The organism is Streptococcus sp. 343_SSPC (genome assembly GCF_001072385.1).
Classification (GTDB): domain Bacteria; phylum Bacillota; class Bacilli; order Lactobacillales; family Streptococcaceae; genus Streptococcus.
In genome coordinates, this window is the sequence record NZ_JVKU01000023.1 from 46,529 (window position 1) to 71,922 (window position 25,394).

Genomic DNA, 25,394 nt, shown 5'->3' on the forward strand with positions numbered 1-25,394 from the left:
AGGAAAGGGCAGCGCTATCCGTTCCACATAGGAATCAAGGAAAAAATAGAAAAAGAACATCAGGAGGTGCCTTATTGTGAAGGTAAACAAAATCCGAATGAGGGAGACGCTGGTTTCCTACGCATTCTTAGCACCCATTTTAATCTTCTTTATTGTCTTTGTATTAGCACCAATGATTATGGGGTTTGTCACTAGTTTCTTCAACTACTCGATGACCTCCTTCAAATTTGTTGGTCTTGAAAATTATTCCCGCATGTTTGCGGATAAGGTCTTTATCAAGTCCTTGATCAATACTGTCATCATCGTTATCGGATCCGTTCCAATCGTAGTATTGTTCTCCTTGTTTGTGGCTTCTCAGACCTACCATCAAAATGCGATTGCGCGTTCCTTCTATCGTTTCGTCTTCTTCCTTCCAGTTGTTACAGGGAGTGTAGCGGTAACGGTTGTGTGGAAATGGATCTATGATCCGCTATCAGGGATTTTGAACTTTGTATTGAAATCTGGACATGTCATCAACCAAAACATTTCTTGGTTGGGGGACAAGCACTGGGCTTTGATGGCCATCATTATCATCTTGTTGACCACCTCTGTTGGTCAACCAATCATCCTCTACATTGCGGCTATGGGGAATATTGATAATTCTCTCGTCGAAGCAGCGCGTGTCGATGGTGCGACAGAACTTCAAGTTTTCTGGAAGATCAAATGGCCAAGCTTGTTGCCAACAACTCTTTATATTGCGATCATTACGACCATTAACTCTTTCCAATGTTTCGCCTTGATCCAATTGTTGACATCCGGTGGTCCAAACTACTCAACGAGTACCCTCATGTACTACTTATATGAAAAAGCCTTTAAGCTCTCTGAATACGGTTATGCCAACACCATGGGTGTCTTCCTTGCGGTGATGATTGCCATTATTAGTTTTGCGCAATTCAAGATCCTCGGAAACGACGTAGAATACTAAAGAAAGGAGCCTCAGATGAAACCAACACAAAAGAAACCCATCACTGCCTTTACAGTGATTTCAACGATCATTTTGCTCCTTTTGACAGTCTTGTTCATTTTCCCATTTTATTGGATTTTGACAGGGGCCTTTAAGTCTCAGCCAGATACCATTATGATCCCACCTCAATGGTGGCCAAAGACACCAACCATGGAAAATTTCCAACAGTTGATGGTACAAAACCCAGCCCTGCAATGGTTGTGGAACAGTGTCTTCATCTCTCTAGCAACCATGCTTTTGGTATGTATGACCTCTTCCTTGGCAGGATATGTCTTGGCTAAGAAACGCTTCTATGGGCAACGAATTCTCTTTGCTACCTTTATCGCAGCCATGGCCCTTCCAAAACAAGTTGTCTTGGTTCCATTGGTACGCATTATCAACTTTATGGGAATCCACGATACTCTTGCAGCGGTGATCTTGCCACTGGTCGGATGGCCATTCGGGGTCTTCTTGATGAAACAATTTAGTGAAAACATCCCAACAGAACTCTTAGAATCTGCTAAGATCGATGGTTGTGGAGAGTTGCGGACTTTCTGGAGCGTTGCCTTCCCAATTGTCAAGCCGGGATTTGCAGCCCTTGCCATCTTTACCTTTATCAACACCTGGAACGACTACTTTATGCAATTGGTAATGCTGACCTCTCGTCAAAACCTGACTATTTCACTAGGGGTTGCGACCATGCAGGCTGAAATGGCCACCAACTATGGCTTGATCATGGCTGGAGCAGCTTTGGCTGCGGTGCCAATCGTTACGGTCTTCCTGGTCTTCCAAAAATCCTTCACTCAAGGGATTACCATGGGAGCGGTCAAGGGATAAGCCGTCTGCTTGGACAAACGATAGTAGTGTACAGATACTTTTTTCTAGGCTGAGAGGTGTAGGGCTCTTGCAGGTTCTACACTTCATCGGTGTCCTAGAAGGGGCTAGGGAAGAAATCACTTGTTTTCTTTTCTCGTCCTAAGAAGTGTCGAAAGGAAAAGTGTATGATATTTGATGATTTAAAAAACATCACCTTTTACAAAGGGATCCATCCCAATCTAGATCAGGCCATTGATTTTCTCTATGAGCATCGGAAGGATTCTTTTGAATTAGGGAGATACGACATTGATGGGGATAAGGTCTTTCTCGTCGTTCAAGAAAACACCCTCAATAAAGAAGAAAGCAATCGCTTTGAGCACCACAAAAGATATGCCGATTTGCATCTTTTGGTAGAAGGACATGAGTTTTCGAGTTATGGATCTCGTGTGACAGGTGAGGCGCTCGCCTTTGATGAAGCATCGGACATCGGTTTTGTCCATTGCCAGGAGTCTTATCCACTTCATCTGGGTTATCATAATTTTGCGATTTTCTTCCCAGGGGAACCTCATCAGCCCAATGGTTATGCGGGTCAAGAAGAAGTCGTTCGAAAACAGTTAGTGAAAATTTTAATCGATTAAGAGAGTCAGAAAGGAGACGGTATGTCACAAAGAGAAACAGGATTGATCAAAACAGTTTTTAATACTGACAATCTGGTGATGCGAATCAGCGAGAAAATAGCGGACTTAGTCACAGTCAATCTTCTTTTTGTGCTGAGCTGTCTGCCGATTGTCACAATCGGGATCGCAAAGATTAGTTTGTATCAAACGGTTTTTGCCATCAAACACCAGCGTCGCTTACCAGTCATTCGGACTTATATCAACGCCTTTCGCGAAAATTGGAAGTTGGGCCTTCAGCTCGGAGGGATAGAGTTGCTCATTTCAGGAATCTGTCTCTTTGACTTGTTCCTCTTTTGGAGCCAGACAGCCTTGCCAATGCAGGTGTTAAAAGCTACGTGTTTAGGGCTCTTTATCTTCCTAGTTCTGGTCATGCTAGCGGCCTATCCAATTGCGGCGCGTTATCGATTGACTTGGACAGAGTGTCTACAAAAAGCTCTGATTGTATCTGGTTTGTATTTCCCATGGTTCTTCGTTATGGGGGCTCTCTTGTTGCTAGTAGCTATGGTATTTGTGACTTCTGTCTTAAGCTTTCTACTAGGACTCATGGTCTTCTTCTTGATTGGTTTTTCTAGCCTGACCTTCCTACAGGTTGGATTGATGGAAAAGATATTTGCTCGTTTTAAAGAATAAAAAAGAAAAATAGGATTTGGTAAACATTCGTGAAAGGAGAAAAGAATGTCAGATTTAAAAAAATATGAAGGAGTCATCCCGGCTTTTTATGCCTGTTATGATGACCAAGGAGAAATTAGCCCGGAGCGGGTACGTGCGCTGGTAGAATATTTTATCGCGAAAGGTGTGCAGGGCTTGTATGTCAACGGATCTTCCGGCGAATGTATCTACCAGAGCGTAGCCGATCGCAAGCTGGTCTTAGAAGAAGTCATGGCAGTGGCTAAAGGAAAATTGACCATCATCGCTCACGTGGCCTGCAACAATACCAAGGACAGCGTGGAATTGGCACGACATGCAGAAGAGCTAGGAGTAGATGCCATTGCGGCCATTCCGCCAATTTATTTCCGCTTGCCAGAATACAGTGTTGCCCACTACTGGAATGAAATCAGCGCAGCAGCACCAAACACAGACTTTGTCATCTACAATATCCCGCAATTGGCAGGGGTAGCTTTGACACCGAGTCTGTATAAAGAAATGTTGAAAAATCCACGGGTGATTGGGGTGAAGAATTCCTCTATGCCTGTTCAGGATATCCAGACCTTTGCTTCTTTGGGAGGCGATGACCATATCGTCTTTAATGGTCCAGATGAACAATTCTTAGGTGGCCGCCTTATGGGAGCAGGAGCAGGTATTGGAGGCACCTATGGTGCTATGCCGGAACTCTTCTTGAAACTCAATCAGCTGATTGCTGAGAAAGACTTGGAAACTGCGCGTGCCTTGCAGTTTGCCATCAATGGCATTATTGGAGTCTTGACGTCTGCTCATGGCAACATGTATGGCGTCATTAAAGAAGTCTTGCAGATCAATGAAGGTCTAGAACTGGGATCTGTTCGGAGTCCATTAAGTCCAGTAACTGAAGCGGACCAGGAAGTGGTTCAAAAAGCTGCTAGCTTAATCCGTGAAGTCAAGGAACGTTTCCTTTAAAAAAGAGTGTAAATCGGAAAGGAGAGGTGTATGGCCTATTACCTAGCGATTGATATCGGTGGGACCAATATCAAATATGGTCTGATTGATGAAGCAGAGAATTTGATTGAGTCGCATGAAATGCCGACAGAAGCTGAAAAAGGGGGACCTGGGATTCTAGGGAAAACCAAAGCTTTAGTAGAATCTTACCTCGAAGAAAATACCATCCTTGGAGTCTGTATTTCGTCAGCTGGGATGGTTGATCCCGATAAGGGGGAAATCTTTTATGCAGGCCCTCAGATTCCTAATTATGCAGGAACTCAGTTCAAAAAAGAAATTGAAGAGACCTATCATATCCCCTGCGAAATTGAAAATGACGTCAACTGTGCTGGTTTAGCAGAAGTCATGTCAGGGAATGGCCAGGGTGCTCAAGTTGCCGTCTGTTTAACGGTCGGTACTGGCATTGGTGGTTGTCTCTTGATCAATGGGGAGATTTTCCATGGTTTTAGCAATTCTGCCTGCGAGGTAGGTTACCTTCATCTTCAAGATGGCGCCTTCCAAGATTTGGCCTCGACGACAGCTTTGGTTGAATATGTTGCCAAGCAGCATGGAGATCCTGTTGAACAATGGAGTGGTCGTCGCATTTTTAAGGAGGCGACCCAGGGGAATACCATCTGTATGGCAGGAATCGATCGCATGGTTGACTACCTGGGCAAGGGACTTGCCAATATCTGTTATGTTGTCAACCCTCAAGTGGTTATTCTTGGTGGTGGAGTTATGGGACAGGAAGCTATTTTGAAACCAAAGATTTCAGCAGCCCTCAAAGACTCCCTCGTTCCAAGCCTAGCAGACAAGACGCAATTGGAGTTTGCGCATCATCAAAATACGGCAGGGATGATAGGAGCTTACTACCATTTCAAACAACAACAAGCCAGACGCAATTAAATCAAAAATGCTCACCACTTAGGTGAGCATTTTTTGAATGTAGACAAACTATTGTTTTACATAAAACAGCTAGATAATTTTCAAAAAAGGACTTATATCTATAGTCATTTAAGAAGATTAAAAACTTTCCGCGGTGAGAAAAGTTCCTGAAACACAAGTGTTTCAGGAACTCGGGAGTTTTGGGAGTAAAACAGTTCGGGGAACTGTTTTAGCCTGAGCCTAAAAATTAAAAAGCGAAGAGACTCAAAACGAATTGAACACGGGCTACGGATTGTGTCAAAAAGATAAGTTTTCCTAGAATCAAAAGATTCTGCGTCAAACTTCCTATTTTGACTATATCCGCAGACGCCCTTTGTATCTTGATTTAGTCATGGAACTTCTTCGAAGTTCGCTGACGTCCGTACTCACCTAAGGAAAGTTTTTTTAGAAGACTTTATTTCAATCTGAAACGCTCACCTAAGCAGTAAGCATTTTCTATTGAAAAGAAAAACCAGGTTGCAGAGAAAAGGATTCTCAGCTCCTGGTGATAAATCAGAAGACTAGCGTCTACGTGAATCGTAGCCATTGAGTTTTTTGTTTTCCCAATAGCTATTGAAAATTCTTTCTTTACGTTCCCGATCCATTTCGAGGAAGTGAGCATAGATTAAATCAATCATGGTTAAGAAGGGAAGGGTTGCCGTAATACGGTCGATATAGGTGCTTCCAGGTAGAGGAGCAACTGGTAAAATTTCCGTAAAGTCATCTTTGATAGCGTCTGGTTGAGCAGTAAGAAGAACGGTTTTTGCTCCCATTTCTTTAGCATCCAGAAGGCTATGGATAATCGAGCGGGTAGTTCCTGATAGAGAGAAGGCAATGACCAGGCAGGATTTATCCAAGATACTGGTCGTCCATGCAAAGCCGTCTTGATCGGTTAAGGCTTCGCAAACAACGCCCAGTCGAAGGAAGCGAAGTTTCATCTCAGAAGCCACCAATCCTGAGCTTCCTTTTCCAAAGAAGTAGACCCGATCTGCTTGAGTAATTAAGTTAGCGACTTCTTTGATTTGCTCATCTTTTGCTAGGGTTTCTGTAGCCTGAAGGACCTGCTGGTAGCGACGCAAGACATCCTGTGTTAATTCGCCGTGCGGGGATTGTTGCTTTTGAGATTTGGTTTCTTCGTTAAAGTGATATATAAATTCCCGGTAGCCTGTGAAGCCACACTTTTGGGAAAAACGGGTCAAAGCAGCTTTTGATACATGCAAAAGTTCCGTCACTCTAGACGAGGAAAGAGAGTGTTGCTGCGCTTCAGGAGATAAAAAATAGCGGGCAATGTCTAGCTCTAGCTCCGTCATTTCTTCTTGATGGCTCTTAATAATGCTTCGGAGATCACGATCTTGTTTCACAGCAGTCCTCCTTTCAACCGAGGTTACACCCGGAGAAAATCCTATAATATATTTCACAGTATAACATAAAAAACCGGGATATACAAGGAATACGACCAGCGAACGACTGAAAGAAGGAACAGAATCCGTATCTTTTTTGAATCACCTTTGTTAAAAAAATAACCTCTAGAAACAAAGGAAAGACGCTGAAAAAAGTTGATGAAATATGTTATAATTTACACAAGAATTTGTTCCTTCTCATAAAGGAAGAGGTAAGGAGGTGGAGTGATGGCCAACGCAACTCTCGAAATGATGCAAGAGATTGAAATGGCGGCAGAAGCCGTTGTCGCAAGTTACGAGGATCAGGTCCAAGATTTGCGCCAACAGCTAGGTGATCACCTACAGGAGGTAGCAGCATCCTACGACAAAGAAACTGCTAAGCTGGTCGCAGAGCGGGAAGAGTCCTCGAAAGCGACGATTGCTAGCTTGGAAGCAGACCTGGCAGTGACCAGTCAACGCAATGACGAAAAGGTGCAGCAAGCTATGACAGATAAGCGCTCAGCTTTGGTAGACGAAATTGTAGAAAAGGTGGTAGCAACCTATGGCAATTAGTCCAATGCAACACCTTTCTCTGGTTTTGCCCACAAATCTAATGGACGAGCTTCTCTTGTCGCTCCAGTCAGAGGAATCCGTCCAAATCTATGATTTGAGCGAGCAAGAGGATTGGCAAGTTGCCTTTCAGACGAGTGATGGGTCCAAAGGATCAGCTCTAAGAATGGATGAACTAAGACGTCGGGAAGAGCAGTTAGAAAAGGCTATTCAGGCCCTGGAGCCTTTTATTCCTCAGAAGAAGGGATTAGAAAAACTAAAAGAAGCTCCCTTGTCCTTGTCTTTTCACGATTTAGAGTCTCATGGGGTCATCCGTGATGAGCAACGTCTTTTACAGTCCGTACAAAAACAATTGGCTGTCTTAGCAAAGGCTCGGGATCGCATCCAGCAAGCCCAAGAGGAAATCGCCTCTTTAGAAAAATGGGCTGCCTTGACGACAACACCTGACCAGCTCAAGCGTTTCCGTTATGTTCGTGGTTTAATCGGTACCATTCCGAATAGTGAACAGGATCAGGCGCGACAAGCCTTGCTGGCTCATCCAGATGTAGAGGTCGATGTGGTCTTTAGCTCGGAAACGGAGCATGGGGTGGTAGTCTTGTATAAGTCTGGGGATTTAACAGACCTTCAAGATACGCTGACCAGTTCGCATTTCAAAGAGTTTGATTACCAAGGAGAAACGCTACCAAAAGAACGTTTGGAGCAACTCAAGAGAGAAATCAAAGAACAAGGTGCTGTCGAAGCAGCTACGTTGGAAACGCTCAGTCAAGCCAAGGAAGACCTCAACCAGCTCAAGTATCAACTCGATTATGTCTTGAGTCTAGGAGCCCGGGAAGAGGCCAAAGGCTCTCTTGCCAGTACAGCCCATTTGGTTGCATTAGAAGGATGGATTGAAACTACTCAACTAGAAGCTTTAAAAGCCAAACTTCAAAAGGAGTTTGGGAACCAAGTCGTCTTGCAGACACGTGAAGTCGCTCAAGAAGAATGGGACCAGGTGCCCATCAAGCTGAAAAACAATGCCTTGGTGGAGCCCTTCGAGTTAGTGACAGAGATGTATGCCTTGCCCAAGTATTACGAGAAAGATCCGACCCCAATCGTCTCCCTCTTCTACTTTGTTTTCTTCGGCATGATGGTAGCAGATATCGGCTATGGTCTCTTGTTGACATTGGCAACTGGCTTTGCTCTAAAAGCTTTCCAGCTTCAGCCGAGCGCAGCAAAAAACCTTCGATTTTTCTGCCTCTTAGGAATCTCGGTAGCCCTTTGGGGAGTCGTCTACGGTTCCTTCTTCGGCTTTGAGATGCCCTTTGCTTTGATCAGTACGACGACCAATGCCATGACTATCTTGATCCTATCGGTTGTCTTTGGTTTCATCACCGTTTTGGTCGGTCTCTTCCTAGGTGGAATGAAAAACGTTCGCCTGAAAGACTATACGGAAGCCTACAACGCAGGCTTTGCCTGGGTCTTGATCTTGTTAGGCTTGATGCTCTTAGCAGTCGGAAACATCCTACCAGGTTTATCCTATCTAGTCCCCATTGGCCAGTGGCTAGCCATTCTCAATGCGATTGGCATTTTGGTCGTGTCCATTGTCAGTGCAAAGAAATTATCAGGACTTGCAGCAGGTCTCTTTAATCTTTACAACGTCAGTGGCTATGTCGGAGACTTGGTCAGCTTTACTCGTTTGATGGCGCTTGGTTTATCAGGGGCCAGCATCGGTTCAGCCTTTAACCTGATTGTCAATCTCTTCCCAACCCTGGGACGATTCACCGTCGGCCTTGTCCTCTTTGTCCTCCTCCATGCCATCAACATGTTTCTGTCCTTTTTATCAGGCTATGTGCATGGAGCACGTTTGATCTTTGTCGAGTTCTTTGGCAAGTTCTACGAGGGTGGTGGCAAGCCCTTCCGACCTCTAAAACCGTCGGAACGCTATGTCAAAACAAAAAAATAATTCAGTAAATCAATCATAAAAAAATTTTATAGGAGTATATTCATGGAATCTTTAGCTTCATATTTCTCAACCCATGGGGGTGCCTTCTTTGCGGCACTTGGTGTAGCCATTGCAGTGGCTCTTAGTGGAATGGGTTCAGCCCTCGGTGTTGGTAAGACCGGTCAAGCAGCTGCCGCACTATTGAAAGAACAGCCAGAAAAATTTGCCCAAGCCTTGATCTTGCAATTGTTGCCAGGTACACAAGGTTTGTACGGTTTCGTTATCGGGATCTTGATCTGGTTGCAAATTAAGCCAGATATGGCTCTTGAAACAGGAGTTGCTTACTTCTTCACAGCCCTTCCAGTAGCGATTGTCGGCTATTTCTCAGCGAAACACCAAGGAAATGTCGCAACTGCTGGGATGCAAATCTTGGCAAAACGTCCAGAAGACATGATGAAAGGGGTTATCCTTGCGGCCATGGTTGAAACCTATGCCATCTTGGCCTTCGTTGTGTCCTTCCTTTTGACTCTTCGCGTCGGCTAATCTAGACACACCTCAGTCAAAGAAGAGGAATGTTCTCTTCGTCTATTATCGGTGGTGAAGAACTCCAAAGGAGGAAATAAAAACAATGACGGATTATTCCCAATTAAAGGATTCCATCCTTGAACAGGCCCATGAAAAAGGCCGGAAATTAGTGGCAGAAGCGACGGCCAAGGTTCAAGCAGAGTCCCAGTTGCAGGAAGCTCGTTTGGTAGAAGAAAAGTTACACCAACGGGCGGTTCAATTGCAGACCATTGAGCGCCGCTTGCAACGTGAAAGCCAACAAATCGAAAATCAAAAGCGCCAATCGACATTGGTCACCAAGCAACGGGTCTTAAAAGAGTTGTTTGCGGATGCCTACCAGAAAATGGCGACTTGGTCACGCCAAGAAGAGCTCGCATTTCTGCATCGCATTCTTCCTCGCTATGCAGATCAAGCAATGGTCTTAACGTTTGGTGCTGTGACGGCAGAAAAATTGACAGATCAAGATCGTCAGGATTTGATAGAGGCCTATCCACAGCTTCAATTAGTGAAAGAAACACTTGCCCAAGAGGCTGGTTTTGTCCTTTCCTTTGGCAAAGTGGATGCCAGCTACCTCTACCGTGATTTGGTTGATGCTGTGCGGGAGGAGCAGAGCTTCCATATGGCAGCCAGCATTTTTAAAGAAGAGAAAAACTAGGAGGGGCTATGAGTGAACGGACGTATTCTCAAGTAAATACCGGGATTAGTGTACGTGAAGCTAGTTTTTTGAGCCCGGCTCAGTTTGATGCCCTTCTGAACAGCTCCGATGCAGAAGCGCGTGCTAATCTCTTGCAAGGGACGGCCTATGCCTTGGAGGCAGATCAACTGCGTCAAGTCCAAGTGGTCGAGCAAGCCTTGATGAAGCACCTTCTAGCAGAGTACGATTGGGCTTATCAGGCAGCTCCGAACCCTGCGGTAGTCGACCTCTTTGCCCTCAAGTACACCTATCACAATCTCAAGGTCTTCTTGAAAGAGCGAGCAACGGGGCGGGATTTGAACTTCCTATTATTGGATGCAGGTCCCTATTCCTTAGCAGTTCTTGAACAAGTAGCCAAGACCTTTTCTTCAGAGAACTGCCCAGAGTTTATGGCTCAAGAAGTCGCAGCAACCTGGCAGGAATATGTCGACTATCAGGATATTCGGGTTCTGGAGATCGGCATGGATTTGGCTTACTTTGATCATCTCAAACGCTTGGCGAAAGATCTGGACCATCCACTTTTAGAATCGCTGGTCACCTTGACCATTGATTGTTACAATGTCATCACAGTTGAACGAGCCCTCAGTTTGAAAAAGCCGAACAGCTTTATGAAGCAACTCTTGTCCGATGCAGGGACCCTCTCAGCAAGAGAAGTCATCCAGTGCGTCGAACAGGGAAACCTCATCAGTTGGTTCCAACAAGTCAATCCCTTGCCTTATGATGTGGAATTGACACAGTATGAGGAGCAGATGCGAGCAGGCAGAGTAACTGCTGAGACAGTGGAATACCTGGAGCATGTGCTTAAGTACCGAATATTGGAACAAGCTTCCTTTGAGATAGACGGGCCCTTGCCTTTAGCTCGCTATCTCTTTGGAAAAGAGCTGGAGGTGAAGAACCTTCGTTTGGTCTTGACGGGTCTGGATAATCAGCTCCCGATTGACAAAATAAAAGAAAGGATGAGACCAATCTATGGCCAGTAAAACGCAAAAAATTGCCGTTGTGGGAAACCGTGATGCCATCCTTCCTTTTCAAATGATTGGCTTTCAGACCTTTCCCGTAGCAGAGGCTCAGGAAACCATCAATACCTTACGTCACTTGAGCCAAGAAGATTTTGGCATCATCTATCTGACGGAGGATATGGCTCAGGAAATCCCAGATACCATTGCCCACTATGATCGCCAAGTAACCCCAGCCGTCATCTTAATCCCTACTCATAAGGGAACGACTGGACTGGGACGGCAACGAATTCGAGACAATGTCGAAAAAGCAGTTGGACAGGATATTTTATGAGAACAAATGAATTTGGCCAAGCGATTGGCGATGCCATGCCTGATTTTACACCAGGGCGTTTGCCAGCTATTGAGCGGATCGAGGGTCGCTATACTGTGATCGAACGCCTCTCAAAAGAAAAACATGGAGCAGATCTTTATCAGGTCTACGGGCCGGACTCTCCAGCAGCGATGTGGACCTTTCTGTTCAAAGGCCCTGCCCGCAATGAAGAGGAGTGGGACCGCTTATTGGATGATCTCATGACAGATCAAGGTCGCTTTTACTATGCGATTGTAGACAAAGATTCAGGCAAGGCTTTGGGGACTTTCTCTCTCATGCGGATCGATCAAGCTAATCGGGTGATCGAAGTCGGAGCAGTGACCTACTCACCAGCGCTCCAAAAGACACGCATGGCTACGGAAGCCCAGTATCTCTTAGCGCGCTACGTGTTTGAAGATTTAGGCTACCGCCGCTATGAGTGGAAATGTGATGCCTTAAACCAAGCATCTCGCAAAGCAGCTGAGCGCTTAGGGTTCACCTATGAAGGCTGTTTCCGTCAGGCTGTTGTTTATAAAGGTCGTACCCGTGATACAGACTGGTTGTCCATCATTGACCAAGAATGGCCAGCTATCAAACAGCGCTTCGAAGCCTGGTTGGATCCAAGCAATTTCGATGCCAATGGCCAACAAAAGCAAGCTCTAAGAGAGATAGCACAAAAGTAAAACAAAGAAACAAAGGATTCCCAGGAGGAATACATGACTCAAGGAAAAATTATTAAAGTTTCCGGTCCCTTGGTGGTCGCATCAGGGATGCAGGAGGCCAATATCCAAGACATTTGCCGGGTCGGCGATCTTGGTTTGATTGGCGAAATTATTGAGATGCGGCGGGACGAAGCCTCTATCCAAGTATATGAAGAAACGTCTGGAGTTGGTCCAGGTGAACCAGTGGTAACAACCGGAGCTCCCCTCTCTGTCGAGTTGGGACCAGGCTTGATTTCTCAGATGTTTGACGGGATCCAACGCCCCTTGGAACGCTTCCAAGAAGTCACCGCCAGTGACTTCCTTATTCGTGGTGTGCAAGTTCCAAATCTAGACCGTGACACCAAATGGACCTTCGAGCCAAGTGTGGCAGAAGGAACAGAGGTAGTTGCCGGAGACATCGTCGGTACCGTTCAAGAGACCAATATGGTGGAACACCGTATTATGGTGCCCTTCGGTGTCAGTGGACGTGTGACCAAGATCACAGCAGGTTCTTACACAGTAGAAGAGCCGGTTTATGAGATCGAGCAGGCTGATGGTAGCCTCTTTACTGGTACTTTGATGCAAAAATGGCCGGTTCGTCGAGGCCGTCCCTTTGCACAAAAACTGATTCCAGTAGAGCCTTTGGTTACAGGCCAACGGGTCATCGATACCTTCTTCCCTGTGACTAAGGGTGGAGCTGCAGCTGTTCCTGGTCCTTTCGGAGCTGGGAAAACAGTTGTCCAACACCAGGTGGCCAAGTTTGCCAATGTAGACATCGTAATTTACGTAGGTTGTGGGGAACGTGGAAACGAAATGACGGACGTTCTGAATGAATTTCCAGAATTGATCGATCCGACGACCGGTCAATCCATCATGCAACGGACCGTTTTGATCGCCAACACTTCGAACATGCCGGTGGCAGCGCGTGAGGCTTCCATCTACACAGGGATTACTATTGCTGAATACTTCCGTGATATGGGCTATTCCGTTGCCATCATGGCGGACTCTACTTCTCGTTGGGCAGAAGCTCTCCGTGAAATGTCTGGTCGTTTAGAAGAAATGCCAGGGGATGAAGGATACCCAGCCTATCTTGGTAGCCGGATTGCTGAATATTACGAGCGTGCAGGTCGGGTTAAGACACTCGGAACCACTGCGCGTGAAGGTTCGATTACCGCCATCGGTGCCGTTTCCCCTCCAGGTGGAGACATTTCAGAGCCGGTGACCCAAAATACCCTGCGGATTGTCAAGGTTTTCTGGGGACTAGATGCTCAGTTGGCCCAACGCCGCCACTTCCCAGCCATCAACTGGTTGAGTTCTTATTCCCTTTACCAAGATGAAGTGGGCCAATATATCGATCAGCATGAGCAGATTAGCTGGGCAGAAAAAGTCACCCGCGCTATGAACCTGTTGCAAAAAGAGAGTGAATTGCAGGAGATCGTCCGTTTGGTTGGTCTGGACTCCTTGTCTGAAAAAGACCGCTTGACCATGAATGCAGCCAAGATGATCCGCGAAGACTACCTGCAACAAAATGCCTTTGATGAGGTCGATACCTATACCTCTTTCAGCAAGCAGGTGGCCTTGTTGACCAACATTTTGACCTTTGACCAAGAAAGTCAAAAAGCGCTGGAATTGGGAGCTTACTTCACAGAAATCATGGAAGGAACTGTAGGCCTTCGGGACCGCATTGCCCGGAGCAAGTTCATCCATGAGGATCAGTTGGCCACCATCCAAGCTTTGAAAGAAGAAATCGTAGCAACCCTACACCAAATCGTCGCAAAAGGAGGAGTAGACAATGAGCGTGATTAAAGAATACCGTACTGTCAGCGAAGTTGTTGGCCCCTTGATGATTGTTGATCAGGTCGAAGGGGTTCACTACAATGAGCTGGTAGAAATCAAGCTCCATGACGGAACGACCCGCCAGGGACAAGTCCTCGAAGTCCAAGAAGACAAGGCTATGGTCCAGCTCTTTGAAGGATCTAGCGGGATCAACTTGGAAAAAGCCAAAGTCCGCTTTACCGGACGTCCCCTAGAACTCCCAGTGTCTGAAGACATGGTGGGACGCATCTTTAACGGGATGGGCAAACCCATCGATGGCGGTCCAGAGATTATCCCAGAAAAGTACTTGGACATTGATGGGCAAGCCATCAATCCTGTTTCGCGGGACTATCCGGATGAATTTATCCAGACAGGGATCTCAGCTATTGACCATTTGAACACCCTAGTTCGGGGGCAAAAGCTTCCGGTATTCTCTGGATCAGGGCTTCCTCATAAAGAATTGGCTGCTCAAATTGCTCGTCAAGCGACGGTGCTTAATTCGGAAGAAAACTTCGCCGTGGTCTTTGCGGCCATGGGGATTACCTTCGAAGAAGCCGAATTCTTTATGAACGACCTGCGGGAAACAGGTGCGATTGATCGCTCTGTCCTCTTCATCAACCTAGCTAATGACCCAGCTATCGAGCGGATTGCCACTCCTCGGATCGCCTTGACAACTGCCGAGTATTTGGCCTATGAAAAAGACATGCACGTCTTGGTTATCATGACCGATATGACCAACTACTGTGAAGCCCTTCGGGAAGTATCCGCTGCCCGCCGGGAGGTTCCAGGACGTCGGGGCTATCCAGGTTACCTCTATACTAACCTTTCAACCCTCTACGAACGTGCGGGACGCTTGGTTGGAAAGAAAGGATCTGTGACCCAAATTCCGATCCTCTCCATGCCAGAAGATGACATCACCCACCCCATCCCTGACTTGACAGGCTACATCACGGAAGGTCAGATTATCTTGTCCCGCGATCTCTACAATAGTGGTTATCGTCCACCGATCAATGTTCTTCCCTCCCTTTCCCGTTTGAAGGACAAGGGTTCTGGTGAAGGCAAGACTCGGAAAGACCATGCAGCGACCATGAACCAGCTCTTTGCGGCTTACGCCCAAGGGAAACAAGCCAAAGAGTTAGCCGTGGTGCTTGGAGAATCCGCCTTGTCCGATACAGACAAGCTCTATGTCAAATTTACGGATCGCTTTGAGAAGGAGTACATCAACCAAGGCTTTACCACCAATCGGACCATTCAAGAAAGTCTGGATCTAGGTTGGGAATTGCTGGCTATCTTGCCACGGACAGAGCTCAAGCGGATCAAGGATGACATGATTGACGAATACCTCCCAAAAACTTCTCAGGAAGCACAAGCCTAGGAGTAGAAAGGAGGAAGTCAAATGGCACGATTAAATGTCAAACCCACTCGGATGGAGTTAAACACCCTCAAAGAGCGTCTGAAAACGGCAACCAGAGGACACAAACTTCTCAAGGACAAACGAGACGAGCTCATGCGACGCTTCATCGAATCAGTCCGTGAAAATGACCGACTCCGCCAGAAGGTTGAAGCCGCTCTGATTGGCAATATGCAAGAATTTGTCCTGGCCAAATGTCTGGAAAATGACCTCATGGTCCAGGAAATCTTTGCAGTTCCAACGCGGGAAGTCAGCCTGCATATCGAGACGGAGAACATCATGAGTGTGCGTGTGCCCAAGATGCATGCCCATATTGACAATCCATATGGAGACGATGAGGGAGACGTGGTCTACAGCTATGTGGCTTCCAATAGCCAGATGGACAATACCATTCAAGAAATGGAAGAACTCCTTCCAGACCTGTTGCGCTTAGCAGAGATTGAAAAAACTTGTCAGCTCATGGCCGATGAGATCGAAAAGACACGCCGTCGGGTCAATGGACTGGAGTATGCGACTATTCCAGACCTCAAGGAAACCATCTATTATATCGAAATGAAACTCGAAGAAGCCGAACGCGCCAACCTGGTCCGAATCATGAAGGTCAAATAAGATACAAAGCCCGCAAAATGCAAGGTGAAAATGTGGAGCAGGACAGAAGCACTGTTGTATAGAATGCTTCGTTGTCCTTCCCCCACAAGGCTGATTAGGATTTTTCCGAGCTCTTAAAGCGAGAGAAAAATCCAATCAGCTACTGTGCCTTTGAAGTTAGTACTATTACAGTTTGCGTTTTTCACACAGCATTTAGGGCGTATTCAATTAATAAGATACAAGCCGTTAAAAACAGCACCCCAAGTGATGTCTACAAGACACGAACTTGGGGTGTTTTTTAGCTTTTATTCAACTGAAAAATCTTTCAAAATTCCCTCGTTCATGGCTTTCAAAGGCTTCTGATACAATGAATTTGTTTGATTATCCAAATAGTACTAACTGTCATTAATTGTTAAGAGAATGTAACAAGAAAGGACTAATGTTACAAATTAGGGTCAGTTAGATTAAAAGAAAAGAAGAGCCATTTTAAAGACAAAAAATGTGGTAGAATATTAAATGTATCTGTCTGGAGATAAATCTCCGATAATAAGAAAACGAGGAAAGAACGTATGAAGAAAGTAAATAAAAAGGCTTTAATTGCTTCGACTGTTGCTATGGCGGTCTTGCCATTTACAACTGGTAAAGCAGAATCAAATGGAGATTGGGTTGCCCGTTCTGTAGATGAAATTCGTGCAGATATTTCAACTTCAGAAAACAAACAAACCTACACCATCAAATATGGGGATACCCTAAGCACGATTGCGGAAGCTTTGAATGTTGACGTAACTGTTTTGGCAAACTTGAACCAAATCAGCAACATTGATTTGATTTTCCCAGGAACTGTCTTGACAACAACTGTCAATGATCAGAACCAAGTGACGGGTGTAGAAATCCAAACTCCTACAGCAGGTAATGCTGATGCAACTGTGACAACTTCTGCTGATTTGACAAACAACCAAATCAAAGTAGACAATCAAACTGTTGCAGTGGGTGATTTGACAAAACCAGTAGCAGATGAAAGCAACCAAGCTGTAGAACTCCCTCAAGCACCTGCAGTTGTAGCAGCAGTGGCAGAGCAAGTATCAGAAAGCTTGTCAACTCCAGAAGCACCAGCTGAAACACCTGCACCAGCAGCTCCAGTAGCAGAGGAAGCACCAGCACCAGTTGTTGAAGAAGCACCAGCACAACCTGCTGCAGCGCCAGCTGAAGTAGCGGCTCCTGTAGAAGCACCAGTTGTTGAGGAAGCCCCAGCGGCTCCAGTAGCTGAACCAGCTCCAGTCGTAGAAGTTCCAGCAGAACCAGAAGTTACTGCGGTTGCTTCAACACCACAATATGGTGCACCAGCACCAGTTGTTGATACGACAGCTTCAACTCCTTCAACAGCAACTCCAACTTCAAATGAAGGTCTTCGACCTCAAACAATTAAATTCAAAGAACAAGTGATTAATGAACTTGGCTTGACTGATATCGGTGGTTACCGTCCTGGTGACCCAGAAGATCACGGTAAAGGTCTTGCGATTGACATTATGGTTCCAGAAAGTTCAGCGATCGGTGACCAAGTAGCTCAATATGCAATCGATCACATGCAAGAAAATGGCATTTCTTACATCATCTGGAAACAACGTTTCTATGCTCCAGTAAATAACATTTATGGACCAGCAAACACTTGGAATGAAATGCCAGACCGTGGTAGCGTAACAGAAAATCACTACGACCACGTACACGTATCATTTTACGAATAATTAAGATATAGCAAAGAATCAGGAATGTCCTGATTCTTTTTTTGTATAAAAAATAGATCCCATTGCTCAATGGGACCTAGTGGATTAAAGGATGATATCAGATTTTTCTACTTGATAGAGAGCCATACTCATAAACAAAGCAACAACAAGAAGAATAAGAATACCAGGTGTCCAAGAGTGGAAGATTTGTTGGCTTGAACCAAATAAGATAGGCCCAAGTGCAGCAAAGACGTATCCTCCTGTTTGAGCTAGTCCAGAGAGCTGAGCAGTTTTCTCAGGAGAGCTAGACTTCATGGAGAAGGTAACCATGAGGTAAGGGAATAAGATACTCGTAAAACTTCCGATCAAGATATTCAGGATCAACCAGTAAATGAAGTTGTCTGTCTTTAGTAACAGCATGGCAATTCCAGTAAAACCAGCTAAAACAGTTGTTATCAGCATGGTGCGACGGTTTCGTTCAGAAAGGCTGGTGGTGAGACTTGGAATGGTCATAGAGAAGGGAAGACTCATCAGGGTGAATACAGATGCTAAAATTCCTGCATTGGCTTGACTGATGCCGGCTTGGGTCGCCATGGTAGGAAGCCAGGTCATAGTGGTATAGAATAAGAGAGATTGTAGACCACAGAAGAGCATGATAGCCCAGACCTTACCATTCTTATACCAGCTAGTCTTATTTTCATTAGAAGAAGAGCTTTTTTTCAAATAATGATTGTGACGAGCATTGGGGACCCAGATCATAAGAGCGACTGCACAGACAACTGTCAGCACCCAGACTAGGCCTTGCCAAGAGGTAGCTTGAGTAATAGGAACAGCGACAGAAGAAGCTATTGCAGTAGACAAGCCCATTGCAGTGATATAAAGGGTTGTTAAGAAGCCAAGACGTTTTGGCTCATTGGCTTGGATCAAGCTTGGTAGAAGGACATTGATAAAGGCAATAGCAGCACCAATCAAAAGAGTTCCCACATAGAGGAGAGGCAGATTGATGGTGCGTAGAGCAGATCCAATCGTCATCAGGATCAAAACTCCAAGAAAGAGTCGCTCAATCCCAAAGCGTCTCGCCCAGCTAGTAGCAAAAGGAGAGAAAATAGCGAAGGTTAAGAGGGGCAGACTCGTCAAGAGGCCGAGAGAACTCACCTCGACACCAAAGCTAGTAGCAATATCTGATAAGACAGTGGAGAGGGTCGTAAATGGGGCCCGCAAGACTACTCCTAGTAAAAGGATTCCTGGAATGAGAAAACGAGAATGGGTTTGTTTCATAATGTACCTCCTTGTTCAAAAATGAACAGCATCCGTATCATTATAGCACAAGAACTTGGAGGAGGCAAAAGGAATTATCGGGGGACAAAGCCCGTAAAATAGCTGTTTCGCCTACAAATATAGGAGATAATAGAAAGATAGAGCTGAAAAAATTTTTTGAAGGTTTTAAAACTTTCTTCACACATCCTTTTTATAGGAGTCTAATTATTTCCGCTCAAACTGCGTCAACGTACCTAAACTCGCTGATGCTCGTAAAAAAATAAGGAACGTAGTTCTCACTAGCGTTCGAACTGCATCAATGTACCTAAGCTCACTAACGTTCGCCAAGGTACATAGAAAAAAGCCACCTGATTTGGTGGCCTTTATGGGAGATTATTATGAAAAAGTTTAGGATTTTCTATCAAACAAAGTTAGGAGGTCTTCATTTGATGGTATTAGTATAAATCGGAAAACTTAAAGAAAACTTAAGATAAGTTCCTGTAATTATAAATCAGTCTTAAGACGGATAGTTTGATTTGTAGCTGTCATTCGATCTCATTCTAGGTGAACTTGCATTATTGTCAGAATTGTGAGAAAATAGTCTTCATCAAAGGAGGGAAAGGATAGCGAGATGAGAGAGGATATCAAGATTAACGACCGTGCCCTGGCACTGGAAAAACAATTGATTGAGAAGTTAGAGCTTGTGTTTGATACCGATGTTGAATTGGACGTCTACAACCTCGGTTTGATTTATGAGTTGGATCTGGATGAGGAAGGGACTTGCAAAGTAGTCATGACCTTTACCGATACCGCTTGTGACTGTGCGGAAAGTTTGCCTATCGAAATCGTCGCCCGCCTAAAAGAAATTGACGGTATCGAAGACGTCAAAGTAGAAGTAACCTGGTCGCCTGCTTGGAAAATTACACGAATCAGCCGATACGGGCGCATCGCCCTTGGTCTTCCTCCGAGATAAATCAATAAAACTCACTTTACAAATTCGTAAAGTGAGTTTTTTCATATCTTATTGTTTACCAGACTGTTCCATATTCCAGAAGTCTGTCACGGCACCGCGTGAAGCAGAGGATACCGTGTGGGCATACTTACCGAGAACACCACGGCTATACAGTGGTGGCAAGGTTGTTTCAGCCTTCCGTTTGGCCAACTCTTCGTCTGAGACATGCATGGTGATTTCTTTGGTATCTTGGTCAACTGTCACCAAATCCCCTGTGTGGAGGTAGGCGATTGGGCCACCGACCTGAGCTTCAGGCGCGATATGTCCAACAACGAGACCATAAGTACCACCAGAGAAGCGTCCGTCTGTCAAGAGGGCTACCTTATCTCCTTGACCTTTCCCAACGATCATGGATGACAAGGATAGCATTTCTGGCATACCAGGACCACCCTTAGGACCTACGAAGCGGACAACAACAACGTCGCCATCCACGATTTCATCCGAAAGAACCGCTTCAATGGCAGCTTCTTCGGAGTCAAAGACCTTAGCAGGACCCGTGATGTTACGAACTTTCACACCTGATACTTTAGCAACCGCCCCTTCTGGAGCCAAGTTCCCTTTCAAGATGATCAATGGACCATCCGCACGTTTCGGATTTTCAAGTGGCATGATGACTTTTTGACCTGGTGTTAAATCAGCGAAGGCTTCTAAGTTTTCAGCCACAGTTTTACCGGTACATGTGATGCGATCCCCATGAAGGAAACCATTCTTAAGAAGGTATTTCATGACGGCTGGCACACCACCGACATTGTAAAGGTCTTGGAAGACGTATTGACCAGAAGGTTTCAAGTCAGCCAAGTGAGGCACACGCTCTTGGAAATCGTTAAAGTCTTCAAGAGTCAAATCCACATTGGCCGCATGAGCGATCGCAAGCAAGTGAAGGGTCGCATTGGTGGAACCACCTAGCGCCATAGTCACTGTAATTGCATCTTCAAAGGCTTCACGGGTTAAGATGTCAGATGGTTTCAGTCCCATTTCAAGCATTCTCACAACTGCACGACCTGCTTCTTCGATATCGGCTTTTTTATCAGCTGATTCAGCAGGGTGAGAAGAGGAACCTGGCAAGCTCATACCAAGAACCTCAATCGCCGTTGCCATGGTGTTGGCCGTATACATACCACCACAACCACCAGGGCCAGGGCAGGCATTACACTCAAGATCTTTCACTTCTTCAGCAGTCATATCACCGTGGTTCCATTTCCCGATCCCTTCGAAAACAGAAACCAAGTCGATATCCTTGCCGTTCAGATTACCCGGTGCAATGGTACCACCATAGGCAAAAATCGCAGGGATATCCATATTGGCAATGGCAATCATCGAACCAGGCATGTTCTTATCACAGCCACCGATGGCTACAAAGGCATCCACGTTGTGACCGCCCATAGCAGCTTCAATAGAGTCTGCAATGATATCACGAGAAGTCAAGGAGAAGCGCATCCCTGGTGTCCCCATAGCGATCCCATCCGCAACCGTAATGGTTCCGAATTGGACTGGCCAAGCTCCTGCATCTTTCACACCTTCTTTGGCCAATTTTCCAAAATCATGCAGGTGCATGTTACAAGGTGTGTTTTCAGCCCAAGTAGAGATTACCCCTACGATTGGTTTTTCAAAGTTTTCATCGGTCATTCCCGTCGCGCGAAGCATGGCACGGTTGGGAGATTTTACCATACTATCGTAGACACTACTACGATGGCGTGTATCTAATTCTGTCATCTGATTCCCTCTCACGTATTTTTTTATTATTATAGCACAATTTACGGCCCAACGACAGAAGAAAATTCTTGAATTTTCAGACAATTTAACAGAGTGAAGATGGAGGACAGCAGGATGAAATAAATTATTTGAAAAAAGTTGTCAAGTAACTTTACTTTACAAAAAAGTTTTGTTATACTGTTAAAGTTGATGAAAATCAAACCTAATTGAATTTATATCTTAAAAGGAGAAAAACGAAATGGCAGTACCTGCACGTCGCACATCAAAAGCGAAGAAAAACAAACGTCGTACGCACTACAAAGTAACAGCTCCATCTGTAAACTTTGACGAAGCAACTGGAGATTACTCACGTTCACACCGTGTATCACTTAAAGGATACTACAAAGGACGTAAGATCGCTAAAGCTGCATCAGCTGAATAATAGAAGGGAGATACCATGCGCGTAAATATTACACTTGAACACAAAGAATCTGGTGAACGCTTGTACCTTACTTCTAAAAACAAACGTAACACTCCAGACCGTCTTCAATTGAAGAAATACTCACCAAAACTTCGCAAACACGTCGTGTTTACAGAGGTGAAATAGGGGTTCACTACACGTCAATAGATGTTAGAAACCTTGATTTTAAGCGATTCTTGAAATTCTAAATTTCACTACATTGCAATATAAATCAACCGAATCACTACCTTTTTCACTACTTTTTTTGAAATAAGAATAATGATTCGGATATATAAAAGAAGAGGAACTTTATTGTGAAGCTCCTCTTTTTGTTATGTGTTCTTTTTCTCACAGATCGTATGATCTGGTTTGACACAGTTGGATTTCAGGTACTTTCAGTTTAGCTTTATATCAACCATCATCAAAATCCAACTATTTTCTTATTTTAAAAAATATGAATAAGTTTGATTGAATGAGGGAATTTCTTTAAATTTTTTCTTAGCACCTATAAGTTAATAATACTATTCTTTAAATTATAGTTTATAATTATCTGATGTTTCAATGACCACAAAACAAAGTACAGCGAATCACTTCCTTTAGTCAAACATATAACTGAACAACATTGTTTATCTTCCTGCACTTTCATATTTTTTCAATCCTTTTCTAAAAATTGTACGACTGATAATAATCAAAAAAACTGTAAAAACTATTTGATAGAAAAATAGGTTCAATGTATCTTTCCCTAAAAATATTAATACTGCAGGATTGGCAATTAATAAATTGGGAACAAATAACATAGTGATCAATCTGTTAATACCTGTAAAAATATTATATGGATACTTAGAAATTCCAATATAATTCAAAAATACATCTACTTTTGAAAATTTAGTTGGGAACCAAAATGAACTAATCGTTATTAGAAACCAAATTGAATAATATATAATACAACCACACATTAAAGAAAGGATATAAAATAATATTTTTAATGAATTTAAATGTACATTTAAATTTCCATAACTTATAAAAATGATCGCAAGACCAAAAAAAGTATTCACGAATTGAACTAAATTAAATGATCTAAAAATATAGAACAACTGAGTATCAAACGGCCTCAATAAAATTTGATCCAAGTTACCACTCAAAATATCTGATTCTAAAATTCCCATACTTCTAATTAACAATCCCATCATAACTCCATCTACAATAGTGTAGGAACCTACCAAAAATAAAATTTGATAATAGTCCCAACCATTAAAAGAGTCTATGTTTAAGAAAATCAATCTAAAAAATACAATAGGTAAACCAATCCACAGTATCGACGAAAATAGACCACAAAAGAAGTCAAAATGAAAATTCATATCAGATTTAAAACCAAAATGAAGTAGCCTAAAAATTACTTTTATTCTAAACATTTTATCCTCCCACATTTGAGAAGTGCTCCACTCCTTTTCTCAATATGAATCTTGATATAATATAAAAAATGATGCACCAAATCAATTGAATACAAATAATTCTCAAATAGTCTATTAATTTATATGTATCATTACTAAACATCTGAAGCGGTTCATATACTAAGTATTTAAAAGGTAATACATCTAAAAACAGACGAAAATTATTTGAAAAAAAACTTAAAGGCAATAATATTCCTGATAAAAACTGAATTACTATTTCTTTAACAGTAAGGACAAAAAATATATTTTCTAACCAAAAAGAAAGCATACCTACACAACATGATATTAAAAACCATAGAACCATAGATAGAATAATTGCAATACTTCCTAAAATAAGAATTTCAATGGTTAATAACTCATTCTTGTAATAAACACTGGAGAATAAAATGACAGGAATGATGATAAATAATAAATGAGCAAGCCTATCTCCAAGCATTTTACAAAAATAATACTTATAAAAAGTAACAGGTTTTATTAATATGCTAAAAAAATTTCCTGAATGAACATCGTCATTGATTTCCCAATCAACTGGATAAAAAACAAAATATGAAAAAATTATAGTCCCCAAATAGTATTGAACCATTGAGGTAAAATCATATCCTGCTATATTTATCTGGTTACTCTGATATATATACGTCCATAAAAATACTGATATCATAATTTGTATACTTGCCTGTAACATTAACAATAGTACACTTGATTTATAGTTCAAAATAGATCGAAATGATATCAGAATAATAGACATTTCTTTTTTCAATTGTGCTCCTTTTTTGTAAAATAGTTTTGTAAAATAATTTCTTCTAAAGAAAGATTTGATATTTCAAAATCTTCTATATCTACAAGCTTATTGATTGATTCTAATGTCTCAAAGACAAAATCTCTAGGTATTTTTAGTATACATTCCGATTTTGTTTGAGAAATGACTACTACTCCTTTAACAGAGCATAACTCTGGTACCAAATCTAATGTCATTTTTATCTTTAAATATTTAAAATCAGAAAATTTAGATAAAATAACATCCATTGACTCCTGCAAAATAATTTTTCCTTTGTCAATGACGATTAATTCGTCACAAACAGACGAAATATCATCCATATCATGACTCGTTAAAATAATAGTAGTATGACATTCTTCATTCATTTTCTTTAAAAATGTTCTGATATCTTTTTTAGACTGTATATCTAACCCTATAGTAGGCTCGTCTAAAAATAATATTTCCGGACTTGTTAAAGATGCCGCGATAAACTCCATTTTCATTTTTTGTCCAAGAGAGAGGGTCCGGACCTGCTGGTAAAGCTGATCTTTTACATTCAACAAATTGCTTAATTCCTGAATTCGTTCTTGTAAAATCGCCGGTTCTACCTCATATAAAGTACCAATCAATTGAAAATAATCCATAGCCGAAACATCTTGAAATAACTGTAATTTATTTCCTACTACTATTGAAATTTTTTTTCTAAAATTTATACTTCTTTTAAATGGAATTTCTCCATTCACTTCTAATTTTCCGGAACTAGGATAAAGAGTCCCAGTCAACATTTTAATCGTTGTGGATTTACCAGCTCCATTACTCCCAATAAAGCCAACTATACTCCCTCTCTTAATCGTAAAACTAATATCTTGAACAGCTCGAATCGTTATTTGATTACGTTTCAAAAATCTCTTGATAAATGGGAGTCTTGAATCAAAATTATAAAAATTTTTAGATAAATTCTGAGCATTAATAACTATTTCACTCATATATCTCTCCTTTCGATAAAATATATTTACTTGTACTTTTTCCATACTTTACCAAAATGCTAAAGATTGAGCTAAAATCTTCGGGATGGGTAAAATAATA

The 25,394-nt window shown here is 43.1% G+C and carries 26 protein-coding genes; 20 read left to right on the forward strand and 6 right to left on the reverse strand.

The genetic code is table 11. The features are described 5' to 3' along the window. Positions 1-76: 76 nt before the first annotated feature. The 6 genes from ADH27_RS07530 to ADH27_RS07555 all read left to right on the forward strand — a co-directional run bounded on the left by ADH27_RS07530 (position 77) and on the right by ADH27_RS07555 (position 4,992). Positions 77-964 (forward strand): carbohydrate ABC transporter permease, encoded by an 888-nt coding sequence (locus ADH27_RS07530; RefSeq protein WP_048717104.1) that lies wholly within the window; start codon positions 77-79, stop codon positions 962-964. Positions 965-979: 15 nt separating this feature from the next. Beyond that, positions 980-1,819 (forward strand): carbohydrate ABC transporter permease, encoded by an 840-nt coding sequence (locus tag ADH27_RS07535; protein WP_048717106.1) that lies wholly within the window; start codon positions 980-982, stop codon positions 1,817-1,819. A 164-nt stretch (positions 1,820-1,983) separates the two neighbouring features. After that, positions 1,984-2,436, forward strand: a complete 453-nt coding sequence (locus tag ADH27_RS07540; RefSeq protein ID WP_048717108.1) for a YhcH/YjgK/YiaL family protein — start codon at positions 1,984-1,986, stop codon at positions 2,434-2,436. Positions 2,437-2,457: 21 nt separating this feature from the next. Further along, on the forward strand, positions 2,458-3,105 hold the full coding sequence (locus tag ADH27_RS07545; protein ID WP_048717110.1) for a YesL family protein: 648 nt from the start codon (positions 2,458-2,460) through the stop codon (positions 3,103-3,105). A 45-nt stretch (positions 3,106-3,150) separates the two neighbouring features. After that, the gene (locus ADH27_RS07550; RefSeq protein ID WP_048717112.1) at positions 3,151-4,068 is read left to right on the forward strand and encodes a dihydrodipicolinate synthase family protein; all 918 of its coding nucleotides are present in this window, start codon (positions 3,151-3,153) and stop codon (positions 4,066-4,068) included. A 30-nt stretch (positions 4,069-4,098) separates the two neighbouring features. Further along, on the forward strand, positions 4,099-4,992 hold the full coding sequence (locus ADH27_RS07555) for an ROK family protein (RefSeq protein WP_048717113.1): 894 nt from the start codon (positions 4,099-4,101) through the stop codon (positions 4,990-4,992). Between the two features lie 539 nt (positions 4,993-5,531). Here the strand turns inward: ADH27_RS07555 and ADH27_RS07560 are convergent. Beyond that, positions 5,532-6,371, reverse strand: a complete 840-nt coding sequence (locus ADH27_RS07560) for a MurR/RpiR family transcriptional regulator (RefSeq protein ID WP_048717114.1) — start codon at positions 6,369-6,371, stop codon at positions 5,532-5,534. A gap of 267 nt (positions 6,372-6,638) precedes the next feature. Here ADH27_RS07560 and ADH27_RS07565 point away from each other — a divergent pair, with 267 nt between their 5' ends. From ADH27_RS07565 to ADH27_RS07615, 11 genes are all read left to right on the forward strand, one after another. Beyond that, positions 6,639-6,962, forward strand: coding sequence for a hypothetical protein (locus tag ADH27_RS07565; protein WP_048717115.1), 324 nt, complete (start codon positions 6,639-6,641; stop codon positions 6,960-6,962). Further along, a complete protein-coding gene (locus tag ADH27_RS07570; protein WP_048717117.1) occupies positions 6,952-8,901 on the forward strand; it encodes a V-type ATP synthase subunit I in 1,950 nt (649 codons plus the stop codon). The genes ADH27_RS07565 and ADH27_RS07570 overlap by 11 nt, the downstream gene beginning before the upstream one ends. A gap of 42 nt (positions 8,902-8,943) precedes the next feature. After that, positions 8,944-9,423 carry a V-type ATP synthase subunit K gene (locus tag ADH27_RS07575; protein WP_023024938.1) on the forward strand — a complete coding sequence of 160 codons (480 nt, stop codon included), beginning with the start codon at positions 8,944-8,946 and terminating at the stop codon, positions 9,421-9,423. 85 nt (positions 9,424-9,508) lie between these two features. Beyond that, positions 9,509-10,099 (forward strand): hypothetical protein, encoded by a 591-nt coding sequence (locus tag ADH27_RS07580; RefSeq protein ID WP_048717119.1) that lies wholly within the window; start codon positions 9,509-9,511, stop codon positions 10,097-10,099. Between the two features lie 8 nt (positions 10,100-10,107). Continuing rightward, positions 10,108-11,118 (forward strand): V-type ATPase subunit, encoded by a 1,011-nt coding sequence (locus tag ADH27_RS07585; protein WP_048717120.1) that lies wholly within the window; start codon positions 10,108-10,110, stop codon positions 11,116-11,118. Beyond that, entirely contained in the window at positions 11,108-11,428 is a 321-nt protein-coding gene (locus ADH27_RS07590) for a V-type ATP synthase subunit F (protein ID WP_048717121.1), read from the forward strand. Before ADH27_RS07585 ends, ADH27_RS07590 begins: the two co-directional genes overlap by 11 nt. Beyond that, the gene (locus ADH27_RS07595) at positions 11,425-12,129 is read left to right on the forward strand and encodes a GNAT family N-acetyltransferase (protein ID WP_048717123.1); all 705 of its coding nucleotides are present in this window, start codon (positions 11,425-11,427) and stop codon (positions 12,127-12,129) included. The genes ADH27_RS07590 and ADH27_RS07595 overlap by 4 nt, the downstream gene beginning before the upstream one ends. A gap of 33 nt (positions 12,130-12,162) precedes the next feature. Further along, a complete protein-coding gene (locus tag ADH27_RS07600) occupies positions 12,163-13,953 on the forward strand; it encodes a V-type ATP synthase subunit A (protein WP_048717124.1) in 1,791 nt (596 codons plus the stop codon). Next, complete coding sequence (locus ADH27_RS07605) at positions 13,940-15,337, forward strand: V-type ATP synthase subunit B (RefSeq protein WP_048717125.1); 1,398 nt, start codon at positions 13,940-13,942, stop codon at positions 15,335-15,337. Before ADH27_RS07600 ends, ADH27_RS07605 begins: the two co-directional genes overlap by 14 nt. Positions 15,338-15,358: 21 nt before the next feature. Beyond that, complete coding sequence (locus ADH27_RS07610) at positions 15,359-15,982, forward strand: V-type ATP synthase subunit D (protein ID WP_048717126.1); 624 nt, start codon at positions 15,359-15,361, stop codon at positions 15,980-15,982. 548 nt (positions 15,983-16,530) lie between these two features. Then, positions 16,531-17,703, forward strand: coding sequence for a LysM peptidoglycan-binding domain-containing protein (locus tag ADH27_RS07615; RefSeq protein ID WP_048717127.1), 1,173 nt, complete (start codon positions 16,531-16,533; stop codon positions 17,701-17,703). Between the two features lie 84 nt (positions 17,704-17,787). Here the strand turns inward: ADH27_RS07615 and ADH27_RS07620 are convergent, their stop codons facing one another. Beyond that, complete coding sequence (locus tag ADH27_RS07620) at positions 17,788-18,960, reverse strand: CynX/NimT family MFS transporter (RefSeq protein ID WP_048717130.1); 1,173 nt, start codon at positions 18,958-18,960, stop codon at positions 17,788-17,790. Positions 18,961-19,570: 610 nt separating this feature from the next. On the opposite strand from ADH27_RS07620, the gene ADH27_RS07625 reads away from it, so the two are divergent. Continuing rightward, entirely contained in the window at positions 19,571-19,912 is a 342-nt protein-coding gene (locus tag ADH27_RS07625) for a metal-sulfur cluster assembly factor (protein WP_006595245.1), read from the forward strand. 48 nt (positions 19,913-19,960) lie between these two features. On the opposite strand, the gene ilvD is transcribed toward ADH27_RS07625, so the two are convergent. Continuing rightward, positions 19,961-21,664 carry a dihydroxy-acid dehydratase gene (gene ilvD / locus ADH27_RS07630; RefSeq protein ID WP_048717132.1) on the reverse strand — a complete coding sequence of 568 codons (1,704 nt, stop codon included), beginning with the start codon at positions 21,662-21,664 and terminating at the stop codon, positions 19,961-19,963. A 238-nt stretch (positions 21,665-21,902) separates the two neighbouring features. Between ilvD and rpmF the strand changes: the two genes are divergently transcribed. After that, positions 21,903-22,085, forward strand: a complete 183-nt coding sequence (gene rpmF, locus ADH27_RS07635) for a 50S ribosomal protein L32 (RefSeq protein ID WP_003009516.1) — start codon at positions 21,903-21,905, stop codon at positions 22,083-22,085. A gap of 15 nt (positions 22,086-22,100) precedes the next feature. Then, positions 22,101-22,250 (forward strand): 50S ribosomal protein L33, encoded by a 150-nt coding sequence (gene rpmG / locus ADH27_RS07640; protein WP_001265622.1) that lies wholly within the window; start codon positions 22,101-22,103, stop codon positions 22,248-22,250. 479 nt (positions 22,251-22,729) lie between these two features. On the opposite strand, the gene ADH27_RS07645 is transcribed toward rpmG, so the two are convergent. From ADH27_RS07645 to ADH27_RS07655, 3 genes are read right to left on the reverse strand one after another with little or no spacing between them, the layout of a single operon-like run. Then, the gene (locus ADH27_RS07645; RefSeq protein WP_003013947.1) at positions 22,730-23,515 is read right to left on the reverse strand and encodes an ABC transporter permease; all 786 of its coding nucleotides are present in this window, start codon (positions 23,513-23,515) and stop codon (positions 22,730-22,732) included. 1 nt (position 23,516) lies between these two features. After that, positions 23,517-24,311, reverse strand: coding sequence for an ABC transporter permease (locus ADH27_RS07650; RefSeq protein WP_003013825.1), 795 nt, complete (start codon positions 24,309-24,311; stop codon positions 23,517-23,519). Beyond that, positions 24,308-25,294, reverse strand: coding sequence for an ABC transporter ATP-binding protein (locus ADH27_RS07655; protein WP_003010129.1), 987 nt, complete (start codon positions 25,292-25,294; stop codon positions 24,308-24,310). The genes ADH27_RS07650 and ADH27_RS07655 overlap by 4 nt, the downstream gene beginning before the upstream one ends. Positions 25,295-25,394: the final 100 nt, after the last annotated feature.

Excerpts from the sequence above, each read along its gene's own strand:
- ADH27_RS07625 (WP_006595245.1), top strand. The coding sequence starts at position 19,571 with ATGAGAGAGGATATCAAGATTAACGACCGTGCCCTGGCACTGGAAAAA.
- ADH27_RS07570 (WP_048717117.1), top strand. The coding sequence starts at position 6,952 with ATGGCAATTAGTCCAATGCAACACCTTTCTCTGGTTTTGCCCACAAAT.
- ADH27_RS07600 (WP_048717124.1), top strand. The coding sequence starts at position 12,163 with ATGACTCAAGGAAAAATTATTAAAGTTTCCGGTCCCTTGGTGGTCGCA.
- ADH27_RS07595 (WP_048717123.1), top strand. The coding sequence starts at position 11,425 with ATGAGAACAAATGAATTTGGCCAAGCGATTGGCGATGCCATGCCTGAT.
- ADH27_RS07620 (WP_048717130.1), bottom strand. The coding sequence starts at position 18,960 with ATGAAACAAACCCATTCTCGTTTTCTCATTCCAGGAATCCTTTTACTA.
- ADH27_RS07575 (WP_023024938.1), top strand. The coding sequence starts at position 8,944 with ATGGAATCTTTAGCTTCATATTTCTCAACCCATGGGGGTGCCTTCTTT.
- ADH27_RS07590 (WP_048717121.1), top strand. The coding sequence starts at position 11,108 with ATGGCCAGTAAAACGCAAAAAATTGCCGTTGTGGGAAACCGTGATGCC.
- ADH27_RS07610 (WP_048717126.1), top strand. The coding sequence starts at position 15,359 with ATGGCACGATTAAATGTCAAACCCACTCGGATGGAGTTAAACACCCTC.
- ADH27_RS07645 (WP_003013947.1), bottom strand. The coding sequence starts at position 23,515 with ATGTTTAGAATAAAAGTAATTTTTAGGCTACTTCATTTTGGTTTTAAA.
- ADH27_RS07565 (WP_048717115.1), top strand. The coding sequence starts at position 6,639 with ATGGCCAACGCAACTCTCGAAATGATGCAAGAGATTGAAATGGCGGCA.
- ADH27_RS07605 (WP_048717125.1), top strand. The coding sequence starts at position 13,940 with ATGAGCGTGATTAAAGAATACCGTACTGTCAGCGAAGTTGTTGGCCCC.
- ADH27_RS07555 (WP_048717113.1), top strand. The coding sequence starts at position 4,099 with ATGGCCTATTACCTAGCGATTGATATCGGTGGGACCAATATCAAATAT.
- ADH27_RS07545 (WP_048717110.1), top strand. The coding sequence starts at position 2,458 with ATGTCACAAAGAGAAACAGGATTGATCAAAACAGTTTTTAATACTGAC.
- ADH27_RS07550 (WP_048717112.1), top strand. The coding sequence starts at position 3,151 with ATGTCAGATTTAAAAAAATATGAAGGAGTCATCCCGGCTTTTTATGCC.
- rpmF (WP_003009516.1), top strand. The coding sequence starts at position 21,903 with ATGGCAGTACCTGCACGTCGCACATCAAAAGCGAAGAAAAACAAACGT.
- ADH27_RS07540 (WP_048717108.1), top strand. The coding sequence starts at position 1,984 with ATGATATTTGATGATTTAAAAAACATCACCTTTTACAAAGGGATCCAT.
- ADH27_RS07580 (WP_048717119.1), top strand. The coding sequence starts at position 9,509 with ATGACGGATTATTCCCAATTAAAGGATTCCATCCTTGAACAGGCCCAT.
- ADH27_RS07585 (WP_048717120.1), top strand. The coding sequence starts at position 10,108 with ATGAGTGAACGGACGTATTCTCAAGTAAATACCGGGATTAGTGTACGT.
- ADH27_RS07615 (WP_048717127.1), top strand. The coding sequence starts at position 16,531 with ATGAAGAAAGTAAATAAAAAGGCTTTAATTGCTTCGACTGTTGCTATG.
- ADH27_RS07535 (WP_048717106.1), top strand. The coding sequence starts at position 980 with ATGAAACCAACACAAAAGAAACCCATCACTGCCTTTACAGTGATTTCA.
- rpmG (WP_001265622.1), top strand. The coding sequence starts at position 22,101 with ATGCGCGTAAATATTACACTTGAACACAAAGAATCTGGTGAACGCTTG.
- ADH27_RS07655 (WP_003010129.1), bottom strand. The coding sequence starts at position 25,294 with ATGAGTGAAATAGTTATTAATGCTCAGAATTTATCTAAAAATTTTTAT.
- ilvD (WP_048717132.1), bottom strand. The coding sequence starts at position 21,664 with ATGACAGAATTAGATACACGCCATCGTAGTAGTGTCTACGATAGTATG.